A 16221-nucleotide genomic window follows, 5' to 3' on the forward strand; every position below is an offset into this window, starting at 1 on the left:
ACAGTGTTCCTGCTCCTCGCCGTTTCTCCCCTTTGGCGAGGGTATCTTAACAGACCCGCCAGGGTCTGTTTTTTTATGTCGATCCGATCGAACAATTTGGCTCGTTGGCAGCGAGCAAAACGATCTTTCACGAAGTGTTTATCCGCCGGTGAACGCACTTTCAGTCGTTCCCGCGCCGTTTTGTTGCTTGGCAGCAACAGTGGCGCCGCCGCCTTCATTGCGCCCTATTGTAATCGGCTCGCGGCCATAATCATTGTGCGTCTAGAGCAACCACAAGCGTTTGTTCAAACCCATCCTTCCACGAATTTGGTTCAATCATGCAAAATACAATATCACGTCGCGGCTTTCTTGCGGCGTTGACTGCGACGGCCGCCGCCGGCCTCTCCGGTTGCGCTACAATCCGCGACGATCTTCCTGTCATCCAGGTGGACGACGCCGGCAATCCGCTCATGCAACCGCAAATGGATGTGGACCCGGCATTTGCCTCCTACGCGGAAATGTACTCCGCCCGGGAAGACGGCGGACATTCTCTGCCGGCCATACCGATCGCCAAGATGGACAAGCGCTATCTGCGCCAGATCGTCCCCGATCCGACCGGTGAGCGCCCCGGAACGCTTGTTGTCGACACCAACGACAAGTTCCTCTATCTCGTACGCGAAGACGGCCAGGCTGTTCGCTACGGCGTCGGCATCGGCAAGCAGGGCTTTTCATGGTCCGGCCGCGCGGTGGTCCAGTGGAAGCGCCATTGGCCGACCTGGACGCCACCGGACGAAATGATCGCCCGCCAGCCGGACCTCGTAAAGTACAGCGCCCGGAATGGCGGCATGGAGCCCGGTCTCAAGAACCCGCTCGGCGCACGCGCGCTTTACCTATTCCAGAACGGTGTCGATACGCTTTATCGAATACACGGCTCGCCGGAATGGTGGTCGATCGGCAAGGCGGTCTCGTCCGGCTGCGTCCGACTCATCAATCAGGATGTGATCGATCTGTACGATCGCGTTCCGAACAAGACGCCGGTGCTGGTGATCTAGCGAACTGACGAAAAGGGCCGGCAGCAACCCGCCGGCCTTTCGCAATGCTGATCAATGCTAAAATAACGGTGCCTATCGCCGGCTCAGGCTTCCGAGGATGCCCCGCACCAGAGCACGCCCGAGCGAGCTTCCGACCGAACGGACGACGGACTTCATCGCCGCCTCGGCTACCGTCTGCCGGCCGCGTGGCTGGCCACCGCGCGGGCCGGGCTTGCTGCTGCCGCCGAGGATATCCGGAAGCGTCCAGCCACTCGTGCTGTCCGCTTCCTCGACCTGTTTGGCTGCGTCGGCTTCGGTCTTGGCCTGTTCGGCCTTCTTCTGCAGGAGTTCGTAGGCGGATTCGCGATCGACCATCTCGTCATATTGGCCGGCAACGGGGCTGGCATTGATCAGGCGCTGGCGTTCGTCGCTGGTCAGCGGTCCGATGCGGCCGGATGGCGGCCGGATCAGCGTGCGCTGAACCATGGATGGCACCCCCTTGTCAGCGAGCGTCGAAACCAGCGCCTCGCCCGTGGCGAGGTTGGTGATTGCCGCGAATGTATTGAAGTCGGGGTTCGGCCGGAACGTATCGGCGGCCGTTTTCACCGCATTCTGCTCGCGCGGCGTATAGGCGCGCAGTGCATGCTGCAGCCTGTTGCCAAGCTGTGAAAGCACGGTTTCCGGCACATCCAGCGGATTTTGCGAAATGAAGTAGACGCCGACGCCCTTCGAACGAATGAGGCGAACGACTTGTTCGACACGGGTGAGCAGCGCCTTCGGCGCTTCGTTGAAAAGCAGATGCGCTTCATCGAAAAAGAACACCAGACGCGGCTTTTCCGGATCGCCCACTTCCGGCAATTCCTCGAAAAGCTCCGACAGGAGCCAGAGCAGGAATGTCGAATAGAGGCGCGGATTGTTCATCAGCTTGTCAGCGGCAAGAACGCTGACAACGCCGCGACCATTGGTGCCGGTGCGCATGATGTCGGAGATTTTCAGGGCCGGTTCGCCAAAGAATTTCGTGCCGCCCTGCTGCTCGAGGACGAGCAGCGAGCGCTGGATCGCCCCCACGGACGGCTTGGTGACGTTGCCATATTTGGTAGAAAGCTCTTCGGCCCGCTCGGCGACGTTGACCAGCAAGGCCTGCAGATCCTTCATGTCGAGGAGCAGCAATCCGTCCTCGTCGGCGATCTTGAAGGCGATATTCAGCACCCCCTCTTGCGCGTCGGTCAGGTTCATGAGGCGTGCGAGCAGCAATGGGCCCATTTCCGAGATGGTGGCACGGATAGGATGCCCCTGCTCGCCGAAAATATCCCAGAAAATAACCGGCGATGCGCTGAGCTCATAGGGATCGAGCTTCACATCGGCGGCGCGCTTCATGAGAAAATCCTTCGCCTCGCCTTTGGCTGCGATGCCGGAAAGATCGCCCTTGATGTCGGCGCAGAACACCGGGACGCCCGCCTGGGAGAAACCCTCTGCCAGCACCTGCAGTGTCACCGTTTTGCCGGTGCCGGTCGCGCCGGTGATAAGGCCGTGCCGGTTGCCGAATTTCAGCAGCAGCGATTCTGCCTGCTGGTAGCTGTCGTCGGGTTTGCGGCTTGCACCAAGAAAAATGCTGTCAGCGGCCATGTCGTTCGATCCTCGCAGGAAGTCACTCACTACACGGTATAGACAGCCAATCTGGATGCGACAATGGTTGCTTGGGAATAATGGCGAGGGCAAGCCAGCTTGAGCATGTGTGACGGGACCGTTCACGCAGATTTGCGTGATTTTTATTGCCTGCGTCGCAAGGTCCAGCGGTAAATTTTCCAACCTTCTACGATAATTTGCCGAGGTGCGTTTTAGAGCTGTCATCCAAGCTGAAATAGACTTGTGTGGCGCGGATTTCGCGCATATTACGTAAACGTAATTCATGACGAGACGGGAGATTAGGCTCATGGAAGAACTCATCGCGCGGATTTCCGCCAATGTCGGCACCGATCCGGCAACCGCCACCAAGGCCGTCGGCCTGATCCTCGCTTTCCTGCAGAAGGAAGGTCCGGCGGACAAGGTCGGCGAACTCATTGCAGGCTTTCCCGGTGCCGAAGCCGCCATTGCTGAGGCTCAGTCAGGCGGCGGCCTGCTTTCCGGCTTGATGCCGGGTGTGATGGGCCTTGGCTCGAAGCTTATGGGGCTTGGGCTCGGAATGGGCGAAATCAGCGGCATTTCCAAGGAAACCATCGCGTTTGCCCGCGAAAAGGCCGGCAGCGGCCCGGTTGACGAAGTGGTCAATTCGATACCCGGCCTCAGCCAGTTCGTCTGATTTTATGCCATTTTTATAAAAGCGCGCGCCGCCTGGCGCGCGCTTTACCTTTTTCAGGTGCGATTGATCGAAACACCACCATCCACGAGCATGGCCGATCCTGTCGTGAAGCTTGCTTCATCCGAGGCGAGGTAAAGCACCGACTGGGCAATCTCGTCCGGGGTCGCAATCCGCTTCAGCGCGTGCATTCCCTCGACGAATGCGCGCTTCTCGGGAGTATCGGTCCAGGCATCCGCCAAGCGCGTCGCAGTACCGCCCGGCAGGATCGCATTTACTCTTATGCCGCTCGGCCCCAACTCGGCCGCGAGCGTTTTCATGAGGCCGATGATGCCCGCCTTGCTCGCTGCATAGGCAGCAGCGCCCGGCATTCCCGCCGTGTAGCCGACGAAAGTGGACGTGAATATCAGCGAACCGCCACCGCGACGCTGCAAAGCCGGTATTTGATGTTTTGCGCCCAGAAAAGCGCCCGTCAGATTGACGTCGAGTGCGTTGCGCCAGCCTTCGAGCGATATTGCGGCGCTGGGTCCCATCTCACCGTTTATTCCGGCATTGTTGAAGGCGATGTCGAGCCCCCCGAAACGGCTCTCCGCCAATGCAACCGACGCAGCAGCAAATTCTTCGTCGTGGACATCCCCAACAAGTGCGGCCGCCCTGCCCCCGTTGCTCTCGATGGCATCGACAAGCTGTTCGAGTTTATCCCGACGCCGTGCCGTCACGACCACGTTTGCACCCTCGTTCGCAAATAGCAGCGCCGTTGCACGGCCTATCCCGGAACTTGCACCGACGATGAGTGCCGTCTTGCCTTTAAGTCTGTCCATTTTCGCTGCCTTTCAGGTTTCGATCCTGATGCAGAAATTTCACAACCGCGCAGCGCCAGCCACCCGAAACCTGCGCGTTGTCCAACACTGAGCAAACGTGGCAAAAAAGCCCGCTTTCTCAATATGTTGGCCAAACGGCACTTTGCTTTGTTGCGAAGCAGCATGAGTCCTCCTAAAGTCGCCGACAAAAATGCGCCGACCGGGAGTAAGCATGGATTCGTCACTGATTAAGGAAACGGAGTTTGCGGCAATTGACCGGGATATTTGGGTCAAGCTTGCGCAAAAGGCCTTGAAAGGCGCCGATTTCGATGAATCCCTGACATCCAGGACCGACGATAACATCAAGATCGAGCCGCTTTACCAGCGCAAGCGCAAGGCGCAGCTCACGCCGCGCAAGAACCCTGCGCAGCCGTGGCGTATCGTCCAGCGCATCGACGATCCAGATCCGGCGCGCGCCAACAAACAGCTGCTTGAGGATCTTGAGAACGGCGCTACCGGCATCGCACTCGTCTTCGAAGGCGCGCCAAACGCCTTCGGCTACGGCCTTCCCTCGACCCGCGAGGCTGTCGACGAAGTGCTCTACGGCGTTCATCTCGACATGATCCACCTGCGCATGGATGTGCACCCGCGCAGCCGCGCCTGTGCCGACTGGTTCGTCGACTATATGCGCCCGCGCGACGTCAACCCCAAGACGCTGAGCTTTTCGCTCGGCATCGATCCGGCGGCGACGCTTGCCGGTACGGGCCGGCTTCGCATGACGCTTGCAGCCTTGAAAGCATCGCTGCCGCAGTCCCTCTCGGGTTTCTTTTCGCCCGACCTGCCCGGCATCGTTCTCGAAGCCGATGGCCGCGTCTATCACAATGCCGGCGCTACCGAGGCGCAGGAACTCGGCGCCATGCTGTCGATCGCCGCCGGGCATTTCCGGCTATTCGAAGAAGCACGCCAGCCCATCGTCTATGCGGCGCCGCATCTCGGCTTTGCGCTTTCGCTCGATCAGGACCAGTTTCTGTCTATCGCCAAGATCAGGGCGTTGCGCCGGCTGTGGGCGCGGCTCCAGCAAGTCTGCGGCAGCGTTCGCCCTGCTCCCGCTGTGATCCATGCCGAAACTTCCATGCGCATGATGACGAAGCGCGACCCGGAAACCAACATCCTGCGCACGACGATTGCCGCTTTCGCCGGCGCTGTCGGCGGCGCGGACTCGATCGCAATCCTGCCGCATACGATCACCCATGGCCTGCCTGATCCGTTTGCCCGCCGCCTCGCCCGTAACACCCAGCTTATTCTCGCCGACGAAAGCAATCTCGCCTTCGTCGCCGATCCGGGTTGCGGGTCCGGGGCTGTCGAGGGGCTCACCGAAGCGCTGTGCAAGGCGGCATGGAAGGAGTTCCAGGCGCTTGAGCGCGACGGCGGTATTCTGCAAAGCCTCGTCGACGGCAAATTCCAGGCGCGCATCGTTGAGGCCCGCAACCGGCGCGCCGCCGAATATGCGACGGGCAAACGGGCCATCGTCGGCACCACCATCTTTCCGCCGAAAAAGGAAAGGCCGGTACAGGTAATCGACGCACCGCACATGCCGCTGCCGACCGACGGTGTTGTACATTGCGAACCGCTGAGCTTTCCGCGCATAGACGAAACCTTCCAGGCCGCCGAGTAAAATGAGAATTCCGGATTTCACCACCATCGATTGGCAAGAGCCGAAACCGCTGACATCCAGGCTCGACAGGTCAAGTTGGAAGACGCCTGAAGGGATCAAGGTCAAGCGCAGCTATGGCGACGCAGCCGTTAAAAATCTTCCGCATCTCGACAGCTATCCCGGCGCCGCGCCCTTTATTCGCGGGCCCTACCCGACCATGTATGTGCAGCAGCCCTGGACGATTCGCCAATATGCGGGCTTCTCGACCGCCGAAGAATCCAATGCATTCTACCGGCGCAATCTTGGTGCTGGCCAGAAGGGCTTGTCCGTTGCGTTCGACCTTGCAACGCATCGCGGCTATGACAGCGACCATCCGCGTGTTGCCGGGGATGTCGGCATGGCCGGCGTCGCCATCGACTCCATTCTCGACATGCAGCAATTGTTCGACGGCATCCCGCTCGGCGAGATGACGGTGTCGATGACCATGAACGGCGCCGTCTTGCCGATCCTTGCGCTCTATATCGTTGCGGCCGAGGAGCAGGGGGTCGCGCAGAAGCAGCTTGCGGGAACCATTCAGAACGACATTCTGAAGGAGTTCATGGTTCGCAACACCTATATTTATCCGCCGCAACCATCGATGCGGATCGTCTCCGACATCTTCTCCTATACGTCGGAGAACATGCCGAAGTTCAACTCGATCTCGATCTCCGGCTATCATATGCAGGAGGCCGGTGCGACCGCCGATCTCGAACTCGCCTATACGATTGCCGATGGCATCGAATATGCCCGCGCCGGTGTCGCGGCCGGCCAGGACATCGACAGTTTTGCACCGCGCCTCTCCTTCTTCTGGGCGATCGGCATGAATTTCTTCATGGAAGTCGCCAAGCTGCGCGCGGCACGCCTGCTCTGGGCAGCGCTGATGAAGAAGAACTTCAATCCGAGGGACGAGCGCTCGCTGTCGCTGCGCACCCATTCCCAGACCTCCGGGTGGTCGCTGACCGCGCAGGATCCGCACAATAACATCATGCGCACGATGATCGAGGCGATGGCGTCTACGCAGGGGCACACCCAGTCGTTGCACACCAACTCCTTCGATGAAGCGCTGGCCCTGCCGACCGATCACTCGGCCCGTATTGCGCGCAATACGCAGCTGATCCTGCAAAAAGAATCCGGCACCACGCGGATCATCGATCCTTGGGGTGGATCGGCCTATGTCGAGCGCCTGACGCACGATCTTGCGGCGCGGGCCCTGGCGCATATCGAAGAAATCGAAGCGCTCGGCGGCATGGCGAAGGCAATCGAAAAAGGCATTCCCAAAATGCGGATCGAGGCTGCGGCGGCGCGCACGCAGGCCCGGATCGACAGCGGCCAGCAGCCCGTCGTCGGTGTCAATTCCTATCGCCCGACAAAAGACGTCGAAGTGGACGTCCTCAAGGTCGATAATGCGGAGGTCCGTGCCCGCCAGCTTGCCAAGCTCCAGCAGCTCAAGGGCACGCGCGATGTTGCTGCGGTCGACGCCGCACTTTCCGCGCTGACAAGCGCCGCGAAGGCCGGAACCGGCAATCTCCTTGATTTTGCCATCAAGGCGGCGCGCGCCCGCGCGACAGTTGGCGAGATTTCCCTCGCGCTCGAAAAGGCTTACGGCCGTCACGTGGCGGAAATTCACACGATCTCCGGCGTCTATCGCAAGGAGATCGGCAAGAGCGATGCGGCCGACCGGGTGCAGGCGAAGGCAGCCGCCTTCGAGAAACGCACCGGAGAGAAGCCGCGCATCCTCGTCGCCAAGATGGGACAGGACGGCCATGACCGCGGCCAGAAGGTTATCGCAACCGCATTCGGCGATCTCGGCTTCGAGGTCATCGTTGGCGCCATGTTCCAGACACCTGAGGAAGTCGCCGATCTGGCCGTTGAAAGCAACGTGCGCATCGTCGGCGTATCATCGCTTGCGGCAGGCCACCTTACCCTGGTGCCGGAACTCAAGGCAGCTTTGAAACGTCACGGCCGCAATGACATCCTGATCATCGTCGGCGGTGTCATCCCGCCGCAGGATTTCAACGCGGTTCTCGAGGCCGGCGCGACCGCGATCTTTCCGCCCGGCACCGTCATTGGCGAGGCCGCCGAAAAGTTGATCGATAAATTGCTGGATTCATTGTGACATGATCTTTGTTTATACGCTCGAAGACGATTACCTGATGGCGAGCGCCGCACTTGCGGGCGCTGAGCTGCCGGCAAACGCCGTTTGGGTTGACCTCCTCAACCCGACGCACGAGGAAGATCATCACGTCGAAAGCTGGATGAAGGCGTCGATCCCGACCCGTGACGACATGCATGAGATCGAGGAATCGAGCCGCTTCTACGCCGAGAATGGTGCGCAATATCTGACTGCTCCAGTCCTGTACTCCACAGGCGAAAACAGCCATGGCATCGGCCCGATTTCCTTCATCCTGACGGGTCAGCGCCTGGTTACGGTTCGCTATACCGAGCCAAAATCGTTCAACCTCTACATCAGCCGCGCAACAAAGCCCGGCAACGGCTTGATCAACGAAAAATGCACGGGCGTCAGCATCCTTCTCGGTCTTATCGAAGCAGTGACCGATCGTCTCGCCGACATCCTCGAAGACGTTGCCGGCCGAATTGATCTGAACTCGCACGCAATCTTCCGGCGCTCGGAAACCGACAAGCCGATGACCACCAAGAATTTCAGGGACAGCCTCAACCAGATCGGCATAACGGGGGCGTTCCTGTCGAAAGTACGTGAAAGCATCACCGGCGTCAGCCGCCTCCTCGTCTATATGACCGCCTTCACCAACCAGGAGCCGTACAAGAAGGATACGCGCGGCTGGATCAAGTCCCTCGAGCGCGACACGCAATCGCTGAGCACCTATGTTGACTTCCTTTCAAACAAGGTGACGTTCCTGCTCGACACCGTGGTCGGCCTGATCTCGATCGAGCAAAATGCCATCATCAAGATATTCTCGGTGGCCGCCGTTGCCTTCATGCCGCCCACCCTTGTCGCCTCGATTTACGGCATGAATTTCCATCTGATGCCGGAACTCGACTATCGCTGGGGCTATCCAATGGCCCTTTGTATTATGATTGCTTCGGCGGTGGTTCCGCTCCTGATATTCCGCAAGAAGGGCTGGCTGTAGCGCACCCTACGAAGGTTTTACTTGAAGATTGGCGATTTGCTGTGTTATAATTTTTGTTATAACATTGGAGCTGAGCCATGAATGTCACGTTACGAAAGATCGGCAATTCCGAAGGCGTGATCCTGCCAAAGGACGTTCTCGATCGCCACAACCTCAAGGCAGGCGATCAGTTGGTTCTGACTGAAGACGCCGATGGCCTTACTCTTCGGGCTTTGCACGATGATCCCGAAGCGTTTGAGAAAAAAATGCAGATCGCACGCGAGCGTATGAAGAAGTACGAGACCGCCTATCGCGCTCTCGCCAAATGATCGAGTTCCATTCTCGCGAATTCGTGGAGTCGCTTCACGCGGAGCAACTGCGCCTGCATGGCGGCGCTCCGGGTGTGCGCGACGTCGGAATGCTTGAATCAGCTCTAAATCGGCCGCTGCAGAAGGAAGCTTACGGCGACCCCGATCTTTGCGAGCTTGCCGCGGCCTATCTCTATGGCATCGTCAAAAATCATCCGTTCATTGACGGCAACAAACGCACCGGATTCGCGGCAGCCGATCTTTTTCTTGTTTTCAATGGGTTCAGCATCGAAGCACCGGCTCAGGACATCATCCAACTGGTTTTAAGTGTCGCCGCCGGCGAAATCGACGAAACCGGCGCGGCGATGTTTTTCCGCGACCACATAGAAGCGATCTAAAGTTCAATGATTTGAGTCGGCTGGCTTAGTTGTCTTCAGTTGTGATTCAACTTCAAGGCGAGACGGCTATTTTCGTGATTTCCCATTCGTGACCGTTCAACTCGAACGTATCACCGACTGATTTTCCGAACATCACCTTCGCCATCGGCGCCACGTGCGAGATCTTGCCGTGGCTGGCATCGACCTCATCCTCACCGACAATCTGCCAGGTCTGAGTCTTTCCCGCATCATCGGCGATGGTTACGCTCATGCCGAAACGCACAACATCACTCTTCGGATCGGGATGCGAGACTTCGGCCGTTTCGCGACGCGCCGTCCAATAGCGCAGGTCGCGCGACGCCCGGGCGATCAACTCGCGATCCGCCTCCGCGTTGCCCTTGGCCAATTCCTCGTGCAGCGCGGCGATCTCGGCATCGATCATGGCAAGGCCGCGTTCGGTTACGAGATTGCGATGCGGACTGATCGGACGTTCGCCAAAATCAATCGAGGCATTGCTGTCGTCCTGTTTGGTAAAAGCACTGCTCATTACTCCAAAGTAGGGATTGCCCGCCCCAACAGCAAGTGCAATCCTTTGATGTATCCAGACCCTCGCTCTATTCTGCCTGCAACTCCAAGGAACAATCATGATCAGCAGACGACTTGTCCTCGCCGGTCTGACCGGGGTCGCCTTCAACCACGGCTTCCAGCAGGTTGCGCAAGCAGCATCCAACGCGTCTGCGCCGCTCAACGCCGTCGATTACGGTCTTCAACCGGGATCGACACAGGATCAAACGGCGAAATTCAACGCGCTTCTCGAGAGCGCAAGCGCCAAAGGCAATCAGGTTTTCCTGCCCGCCGGGACCTATATCGTTTCCGCCATCCTATGCCCGTCCTATGTCAATATTCTCGGCGTGACCGGCCAAAGCCGCATCGTCTATGCGGGCACAAGCGGCTTTGTCCAGGCAAGCGACTCCAAGCTGATCCAGTTCACCGGACTCGTTTTTGACGGCAACGGAAAAGACCTCGGCGACAAGGTGAAGGGGCTCATCGAGGCCAACAATGTCAGCACCTTGTTGATCCGCGATTGCACAATCGTTGGATCGGCGCAGAACGGGCTTTCGCTCTTTCAATCGGGCGGCGCAATCGACGGCAACCGAATTTCGGGCGTAGCCGACGCCGCGATATTTGCCGCCAGTTCTACGGGCCTTGCGATCACCCGCAACACGATCAGCGATTGCGGCAATGGCGGCATCCTTGTTCATCGTTACGACAAAGGCCGCGACGGAACCATCATCAGCGGCAATCGCGTGCAAAAGATCCGGGCCGATTCTGGCGGAACGGGCCAGAACGGCAATGGCATCAATGTCTACAAGGCCGATAATGTCATCGTCGCAGACAATGTCGTCAGCGACTGCGCCTTCACGGCCGTGCGCGGCAACAGCGCCGGAAACATCCAGATCACCGGCAACAATTGCACGGGCAGCGGCGAGACGGCGATTTACTCCGAGTTTGCGTTCGAGGGCGCCATCATCGCCAACAATATCGTCGACGGCGCCGCCAATGGCATATCGATCGTGAACTTCGACGATGGCGGGCGCCTCGGTACCTGCACCGGCAATATCGTACGTAACCTGTCGGTGAGGGGCCCATACGCAGGCACATTCGGCATCGGGATTTCGGCGGAAGCGGACAGTACCATTACCGGAAATCTTGTTGAGGGCGCGCCGACCTACGGCCTCCAGCTCGGCTGGGGACCCTACATGCGCAATCTCGTTGCCAGCGGCAACATCGTCCGCAATTCCGGCGAAGGCATCTATGTAACGGTCGTCGATGGGGTTGGACCGGCCATCATCACCGACAATATCATTCAGGGTGCAGCCAAAGGCGCGATTGTCGGCCACAAGTGGGAAGAGGTTGCGATAAAGGATCTTACCCAGAAGGGCTCGGCCTATCCCAACCTCGTCGTCGAGCGAAATATCGTCAGTTAATATCCGCCTCAGTCAGTTCTTCCGTCGGGCTGATGACCCCATAGGTGATGCCGTTCCAATTGCGCATTTCGCGATCGGCAAACCTGTCGAGCTTCGATTCAAGCTCCGCTTCATTGCGGAAAATACGCGCCAGAACCGTCGCAATCATTGCCTCGGAAGCTCGCGTCGCGCCATCGTCGCACTTGACGGCGATGCCGAGTCCAAGCTCGGGGACGGCACCGACAAATACACCCTCCGCACCCGTCTTCACGAATATGCGGCCCGGAGCCATTTCCATAAGTTCGGTGCAGGCGCGATGTGTGCCGGCGACATAGAAGGGAGCGGCCATCGCCGCGTCCATCAAGCGCCGTGCCGCCTTCGCGCGCTCTGGCGCAAGGTCGGTCCCCGTCGCCATGCGCGCAAAGCCATGCGCGAGGTTCTTGAGGGGAATAGCATAGGTCGGTATGGAGCAGCCGTCGGTGCCGCAATAGTCCAGCGTGTGGGGAGCGCCGGTAACGCTTTCCATCGCTTCGCGCACCATATCCTGTTCAGGCGAGCCCAGCGCCGAGTAGCCGCGCGTCTCGACGCCAAGGTGCCGGCAGGTGCAAAGAAACCCCGCATGCTTGCCCGAGCAATTGTTGTGGAGCGCCGTCGGCTCCTGCCCGCTCTTGGCCAGCGCAATGAGTACCGGCTGCTGTGTCGGCCAATGGGCGCCGCATTCGAGCGCCGAAACATCAAGGCCTGCCCGTACCAACATGTCGGCTGCCCGGCTCACATGCTGGGGCTCGCCGGAATGCGATGCGCATGCCATGGCAAGCTCCTCATTACCGAAACCATAAGCATCGGCTGCGCCGCTTTCGATAAGCGGCAGCGCCTGGATCGCCTTGATCGCGGAGCGCGGAAATGTCGGGCGCTCGATATCTCCGAGCGAATAGACGATCTTGCCGTCGCCATCGGTGACAACTACCGAGCCGCGATGACGGCTTTCGACCGTTTCACCGCGGAAAACCTCAACGAGAACCGGATTAGTCATGGAGATCATCTTTCAAATTGGGTCGAAAATCTTGCGCCTTGCCGATTTATAGGCCGTCCCGCCATCGATACCAAGCTCGGCCAAGCGGAATCATTGCATGGGGTTGGCGCGCGAAGCTGAAAGGTTGAATCAGCGCCTTCAAGCGCCAATTCAACCTGTGGCCGAACCTATTTGATCCGTTCGAGAACGGAAACGTAATTGGCGACCGCTGCACCGCCCATGTTGAAGATGCCGCCAAGCTTTGCGCCGGGGACCTGGATGCCTCCTGCTTCACCGGTAAGCTGCATCGCCGACAGAACGTGCATCGACACGCCACTTGCACCAATCGGATGCCCCTTCGCCTTGAGTCCCCCTGACGGATTGACCGGAAGGCGGCCATCCATGGCAGTCTCGCCCTCAAGCGCGACCTTGGCGCCCTCGCCCGGTTTCGCCAGACCCATTGCCTCATATTCAATTAGTTCGGCAATCGTGAAGCAGTCATGAGTCTCGACGAAGGAGAGATCGTCGATTGTAACCCCGGCCTGCGCCAAGGCGCGCTTCCACCCTAATGCGCATCCTTCAAATGAGAGGATGTCACGCTTCGAGATGGGCAGGAAATCCTGAACATGCTGGGCGGCACGGAATGCGACGGCGCGCTGCATTTTGAGCGCGGTTTCTGTATCGGTTAGGATAAGCGCCGCAGCGCCGTCGGAGACGAGGGAACAATCGGTGCGCTTGAGCGGGCCGGCCACGAATGGGTTCTTTTCGCTCTCCTGCCGGCAGAATTCATAGCCGAGATCCTTACGCATCTGCGCATAGGGATTGCCGACGCCGTTCTTGTGATTCTTCGCGGCGATCATGGCCAGCGCATCGGACTGATCGCCATATTTCTGGAAATAGGCGGCGGCGATCTGGCCGAAAACGCCGGCAAAACCCGCGGGGATATCGCCTTCCTCGGGAAGGTAAGATGCTTTCAGCAGATTCTTGCCGATCTCCGGGCCGGGTGTAGAGGTCATCTTCTCGACGCCGACGACGAGTACAACCTTGGCCGCGCCCGCCCGAATGGTCTTGATCCCCTGATGAACCGCCGCCGAACCCGTGGCGCAGGCATTTTCCACGCGGGTCGCGGGCTTGAAACGCAGCGAATCGCTGGCCTGGAGGACGAGGCTGGCCGTGAAATCCTGCGGCGAGAACCCCGCGTTGAAGTGCCCAAGCACGATCTCGTCGACATCCTCGGGACCGATCCCGGCATGCTCGAGCGCTCCGATCGCGGCCTTGACGATCAGGCTTTCGACCGTTTCACCCTCGAGTTTTCCAAACGGCAAATGCGCCCATCCGACGATGCAGGCTGTCATCTTGTTTCCTCCACAAATGTCATGGCCATTGACCTAACCACGATCAGACTTTTGTTCAAGGTGCATGCCCGTCGTGGCGAACAAGAACGCCCAAACTCGTTCTCTTAATCCTACTCCCTTCCACACACCAGTGCACAGATTTTTATTGATTGACCAGTCAATCAAGAATAGATTTGCGAGGAAGAGGTACCAGGCAATGCCGAAATTAGGAATGGAACCGTTGCGTAAACGCGAATTGATCGATGCTGCGATCCGCACCATCGGCCAACGCGGCTCGCTCGATGTGACTGTCGCCGAAATTGCTCACGAAGCCGGTGTTTCAGCGGCGCTGGCGCATCACTATTTCGGCGGCAAGGAACAGTTGATCCTGGCAACCATGCGGCATCTCCTGAAGGAACTCGGCAACGATCTGCGCAATGCGATGCACAAAGCGCCAACAGCCGCTGGGCGCGTTGCGGCCGTCATCGCAGTCAACTTTTCGGCCTCGCAATTCGCACCGGAGACGGTTGCAGCGTGGCTGACATTCTATGTCCATGCACAAAAATCCGATGAAACGCGCCGTCTCCTGCGCATCTATGCGAGGCGCACCCATTCGAACCTGGCCCATGCGCTCGGACAGATGACCGATCGGGCGACGGCAGCGCAGATCGCCGAAGGAGCCGGCGCAATGATCGACGGCCTCTATATTCGCCATGCGCTACGCAATGGCGCACATGAGGCGGCGTCGGCCATCGCCCTCGTCGAAGATTACGTGAATATCAAACTCGCAGCCGCCGGAGCACTGCAATGACAAGGCCCAACATTCTCATCATCGTGGTCGATCAATTGAACGGCACGCTTTTTCCGGATGGCCCGGCGCCTTTCATCCACGCGCCGCATCTGAAGGCGCTTGCCAAGCGTTCAGCCCGATTTGCAAAAACCTATACGGCCTCGCCGCTTTGCGCCCCGGCGCGGGCATCGCTGATGTCGGGCCAACTGCCTTCGCGCACGCGGGTTTACGACAACGCTGCCGAATTCGCTTCGGACATTCCGACCTACGCGCACCATTTGCGCCGTGCCGGCTACTATACCGGCCTTTCCGGCAAGATGCATTTTGTTGGACCGGACCAGCTCCACGGTTTCGAAGAGCGGCTGACAACCGATATCTATCCTGCCGATTTCGGCTGGACGCCTGACTATCGCAAGCCGGGCGAGCGGATCGACTGGTGGTATCACAATCTCGGTTCCGTGACCGGCGCCGGTGTCGCCGAAATCACCAACCAGATGGAATATGACGACGAGGTTGCGTTCCACGCCCGGCAGAAGCTCTACCAGCTTTCGCGCGAAGCCGATGATCATGCACGGCGCCCCTGGTGCCTGACCGTTTCCTTCACGCATCCGCACGACCCTTATGTCGCCCGCCGCAAATATTGGGACCTCTACGAAGGTTCGGAAGCCCTCGACCCCGATGTCGGCGCGATTGGTTTTGTCGATCAGGATCCGCATTCGCAGCGCCTGCTCAAGGCCTGCGACTACGAGGCCTTCGACATTACGGCCGATCAGGTACGGAAGGCGCGCCAGGGCTACCTCGCCAACATTTCCTATATCGATGACAAGGTCGGCGAGATTCTCGATGTTCTGCAGACGACCCGGATGCTTGAGGATACAATCATCGTCTTCACGTCGGATCACGGCGACATGCTCGGCGAGCGCGGCCTGTGGTTCAAGATGAACTTCTTCGAAGGCTCGGCACGCGTGCCGCTCATGATCGCTGGCAGGGACATCCACGCGCAGCTTGTCGAAGCGCCCGTATCGACACTGGATATCACGCCAACGCTGGCAGCACTTGGCGGTGTGGATATTGCTGAAGTCTTGCCCTGGACCGATGGCGAGGATCTTGGCCCGCTCATGCGCGGCGATGGGGCGCGCAGATCACCCGTGCTTATGGAATATGCGGCTGAAGGCTCGAATGCGCCGCTCGTTGCGTTGCGCGACGGCAAATACAAGTTCGTGCACTGCGAGATCGACCCGCCGCAACTCTTTGATCTTGAATCGGATCCGCACGAACTCAACAATCTTGCGGGCGATCCCGGTCATGCTGGGGTCGTCGCCGATTTCACGGCAAAGGCTCGTGCGCGCTGGGATATGGCCGCCTTCGATGCAGCAGTGCGCGAGAGTCAGGCGCGGCGCTGGGTGGTCTATGAAGCATTGCGCAACGGCTCGTATTACCCCTGGGACTATCAGCCGCTGCAAAAAGCGTCTGAGCGCTACATGCGCAACCATATGGATTTGAACGTTCTGGAAGAGAATGCCCGCTATCCGCGTGGCGAGTGAG

15 protein-coding genes are annotated in these 16221 nt (G+C 59.2%); 10 read left to right on the forward strand and 5 right to left on the reverse strand.

Features of this window, described 5'->3' with window-relative positions; genetic code table 11:
- Window positions 1-317 precede the first annotated feature (317 nt).
- A complete protein-coding gene (locus BR48_RS0103250; RefSeq protein WP_027229992.1) occupies window positions 318-1031 on the forward strand; it encodes a L,D-transpeptidase in 714 nt (237 codons plus the stop codon).
- Window positions 1032-1103: 72 nt separating this feature from the next.
- On the opposite strand, the gene BR48_RS0103255 is transcribed toward BR48_RS0103250, so the two are convergent.
- On the reverse strand, window positions 1104-2636 hold the full coding sequence (locus BR48_RS0103255; RefSeq protein WP_027229993.1) for a helicase HerA-like C-terminal domain-containing protein: 1533 nt from the start codon (window positions 2634-2636) through the stop codon (window positions 1104-1106).
- Window positions 2637-2943: 307 nt separating this feature from the next.
- On the opposite strand from BR48_RS0103255, the gene BR48_RS0103260 reads away from it, so the two are divergent.
- Window positions 2944-3309, forward strand: a complete 366-nt coding sequence (locus tag BR48_RS0103260) for a hypothetical protein (RefSeq protein WP_027229994.1) — start codon at window positions 2944-2946, stop codon at window positions 3307-3309.
- A 53-nt stretch (window positions 3310-3362) separates the two neighbouring features.
- On the opposite strand, the gene BR48_RS0103265 is transcribed toward BR48_RS0103260, so the two are convergent.
- Window positions 3363-4127: an SDR family oxidoreductase gene (locus tag BR48_RS0103265; protein ID WP_027229995.1), complete on the reverse strand. Its 765-nt coding sequence runs from the start codon at window positions 4125-4127 to the stop codon at window positions 3363-3365.
- A 211-nt stretch (window positions 4128-4338) separates the two neighbouring features.
- Here BR48_RS0103265 and BR48_RS0103270 point away from each other — a divergent pair, with 211 nt between their 5' ends.
- The 5 genes from BR48_RS0103270 to BR48_RS0103290 all read left to right on the forward strand — a co-directional run bounded on the left by BR48_RS0103270 (window position 4339) and on the right by BR48_RS0103290 (window position 9594).
- Window positions 4339-5781: a methylmalonyl-CoA mutase subunit beta gene (locus BR48_RS0103270; protein WP_027229996.1), complete on the forward strand. Its 1443-nt coding sequence runs from the start codon at window positions 4339-4341 to the stop codon at window positions 5779-5781.
- Between the two features lies 1 nt (window position 5782).
- Window positions 5783-7915, forward strand: coding sequence for a methylmalonyl-CoA mutase (gene scpA / locus BR48_RS0103275; RefSeq protein ID WP_027229997.1), 2133 nt, complete (start codon window positions 5783-5785; stop codon window positions 7913-7915).
- Between the two features lies 1 nt (window position 7916).
- Entirely contained in the window at window positions 7917-8909 is a 993-nt protein-coding gene (locus BR48_RS0103280) for a magnesium transporter CorA family protein (protein WP_027229998.1), read from the forward strand.
- Between the two features lie 77 nt (window positions 8910-8986).
- Window positions 8987-9217, forward strand: coding sequence for an AbrB/MazE/SpoVT family DNA-binding domain-containing protein (locus BR48_RS0103285; RefSeq protein ID WP_027229999.1), 231 nt, complete (start codon window positions 8987-8989; stop codon window positions 9215-9217).
- Window positions 9214-9594 (forward strand): type II toxin-antitoxin system death-on-curing family toxin, encoded by a 381-nt coding sequence (locus BR48_RS0103290; protein WP_027230000.1) that lies wholly within the window; start codon window positions 9214-9216, stop codon window positions 9592-9594. The genes BR48_RS0103285 and BR48_RS0103290 overlap by 4 nt, the downstream gene beginning before the upstream one ends.
- A 52-nt stretch (window positions 9595-9646) precedes the next feature.
- Here BR48_RS0103290 and BR48_RS0103295 read toward each other — a convergent pair whose 3' ends face one another.
- Window positions 9647-10120, reverse strand: a complete 474-nt coding sequence (locus BR48_RS0103295; protein ID WP_027230001.1) for a GreA/GreB family elongation factor — start codon at window positions 10118-10120, stop codon at window positions 9647-9649.
- Window positions 10121-10217: 97 nt separating this feature from the next.
- On the opposite strand from BR48_RS0103295, the gene BR48_RS0103300 reads away from it, so the two are divergent.
- Window positions 10218-11561: a TIGR03808 family TAT-translocated repetitive protein gene (locus tag BR48_RS0103300; RefSeq protein ID WP_027230002.1), complete on the forward strand. Its 1344-nt coding sequence runs from the start codon at window positions 10218-10220 to the stop codon at window positions 11559-11561.
- Here the strand turns inward: BR48_RS0103300 and BR48_RS0103305 are convergent.
- Window positions 11554-12573 (reverse strand): asparaginase, encoded by a 1020-nt coding sequence (locus BR48_RS0103305; protein WP_036813790.1) that lies wholly within the window; start codon window positions 12571-12573, stop codon window positions 11554-11556. The two genes, BR48_RS0103300 and BR48_RS0103305, sit on opposite strands and share 8 nt — an antisense overlap.
- A 167-nt stretch (window positions 12574-12740) precedes the next feature.
- Window positions 12741-13907 carry an acetyl-CoA acetyltransferase gene (locus BR48_RS0103310; RefSeq protein ID WP_027230004.1) on the reverse strand — a complete coding sequence of 389 codons (1167 nt, stop codon included), beginning with the start codon at window positions 13905-13907 and terminating at the stop codon, window positions 12741-12743.
- 196 nt (window positions 13908-14103) lie between these two features.
- On the opposite strand from BR48_RS0103310, the gene betI reads away from it, so the two are divergent.
- Window positions 14104-14697, forward strand: coding sequence for a transcriptional regulator BetI (gene betI, locus BR48_RS0103315; protein ID WP_027230005.1), 594 nt, complete (start codon window positions 14104-14106; stop codon window positions 14695-14697).
- Window positions 14694-16220, forward strand: a complete 1527-nt coding sequence (gene betC / locus BR48_RS0103320; protein WP_027230006.1) for a choline-sulfatase — start codon at window positions 14694-14696, stop codon at window positions 16218-16220. The genes betI and betC overlap by 4 nt, the downstream gene beginning before the upstream one ends.
- The last annotated feature ends 1 nt before the right edge of the window (window position 16221 follow it).

This window comes from Phyllobacterium sp. UNC302MFCol5.2, assembly GCF_000686005.1.
Taxonomy (GTDB): domain Bacteria; phylum Pseudomonadota; class Alphaproteobacteria; order Rhizobiales; family Rhizobiaceae; genus Phyllobacterium; species Phyllobacterium pellucidum.

What these genes read in the sequence shown, in the direction of transcription:
- BR48_RS0103250 (WP_027229992.1), top strand. Translation starts at nt 318, where the DNA reads ATGCAAAATACAATATCACGTCGCGGCTTTCTTGCGGCGTTGACTGCG.
- BR48_RS0103255 (WP_027229993.1), bottom strand. Translation starts at nt 2,636, where the DNA reads ATGGCCGCTGACAGCATTTTTCTTGGTGCAAGCCGCAAACCCGACGAC.
- BR48_RS0103260 (WP_027229994.1), top strand. Translation starts at nt 2,944, where the DNA reads ATGGAAGAACTCATCGCGCGGATTTCCGCCAATGTCGGCACCGATCCG.
- BR48_RS0103265 (WP_027229995.1), bottom strand. Translation starts at nt 4,127, where the DNA reads ATGGACAGACTTAAAGGCAAGACGGCACTCATCGTCGGTGCAAGTTCC.
- BR48_RS0103270 (WP_027229996.1), top strand. Translation starts at nt 4,339, where the DNA reads ATGGATTCGTCACTGATTAAGGAAACGGAGTTTGCGGCAATTGACCGG.
- scpA (WP_027229997.1), top strand. Translation starts at nt 5,783, where the DNA reads ATGAGAATTCCGGATTTCACCACCATCGATTGGCAAGAGCCGAAACCG.
- BR48_RS0103280 (WP_027229998.1), top strand. Translation starts at nt 7,917, where the DNA reads ATGATCTTTGTTTATACGCTCGAAGACGATTACCTGATGGCGAGCGCC.
- BR48_RS0103285 (WP_027229999.1), top strand. Translation starts at nt 8,987, where the DNA reads ATGAATGTCACGTTACGAAAGATCGGCAATTCCGAAGGCGTGATCCTG.
- BR48_RS0103290 (WP_027230000.1), top strand. Translation starts at nt 9,214, where the DNA reads ATGATCGAGTTCCATTCTCGCGAATTCGTGGAGTCGCTTCACGCGGAG.
- BR48_RS0103295 (WP_027230001.1), bottom strand. Translation starts at nt 10,120, where the DNA reads ATGAGCAGTGCTTTTACCAAACAGGACGACAGCAATGCCTCGATTGAT.
- BR48_RS0103300 (WP_027230002.1), top strand. Translation starts at nt 10,218, where the DNA reads ATGATCAGCAGACGACTTGTCCTCGCCGGTCTGACCGGGGTCGCCTTC.
- BR48_RS0103305 (WP_036813790.1), bottom strand. Translation starts at nt 12,573, where the DNA reads ATGACTAATCCGGTTCTCGTTGAGGTTTTCCGCGGTGAAACGGTCGAA.
- BR48_RS0103310 (WP_027230004.1), bottom strand. Translation starts at nt 13,907, where the DNA reads ATGACAGCCTGCATCGTCGGATGGGCGCATTTGCCGTTTGGAAAACTC.
- betI (WP_027230005.1), top strand. Translation starts at nt 14,104, where the DNA reads ATGCCGAAATTAGGAATGGAACCGTTGCGTAAACGCGAATTGATCGAT.
- betC (WP_027230006.1), top strand. Translation starts at nt 14,694, where the DNA reads ATGACAAGGCCCAACATTCTCATCATCGTGGTCGATCAATTGAACGGC.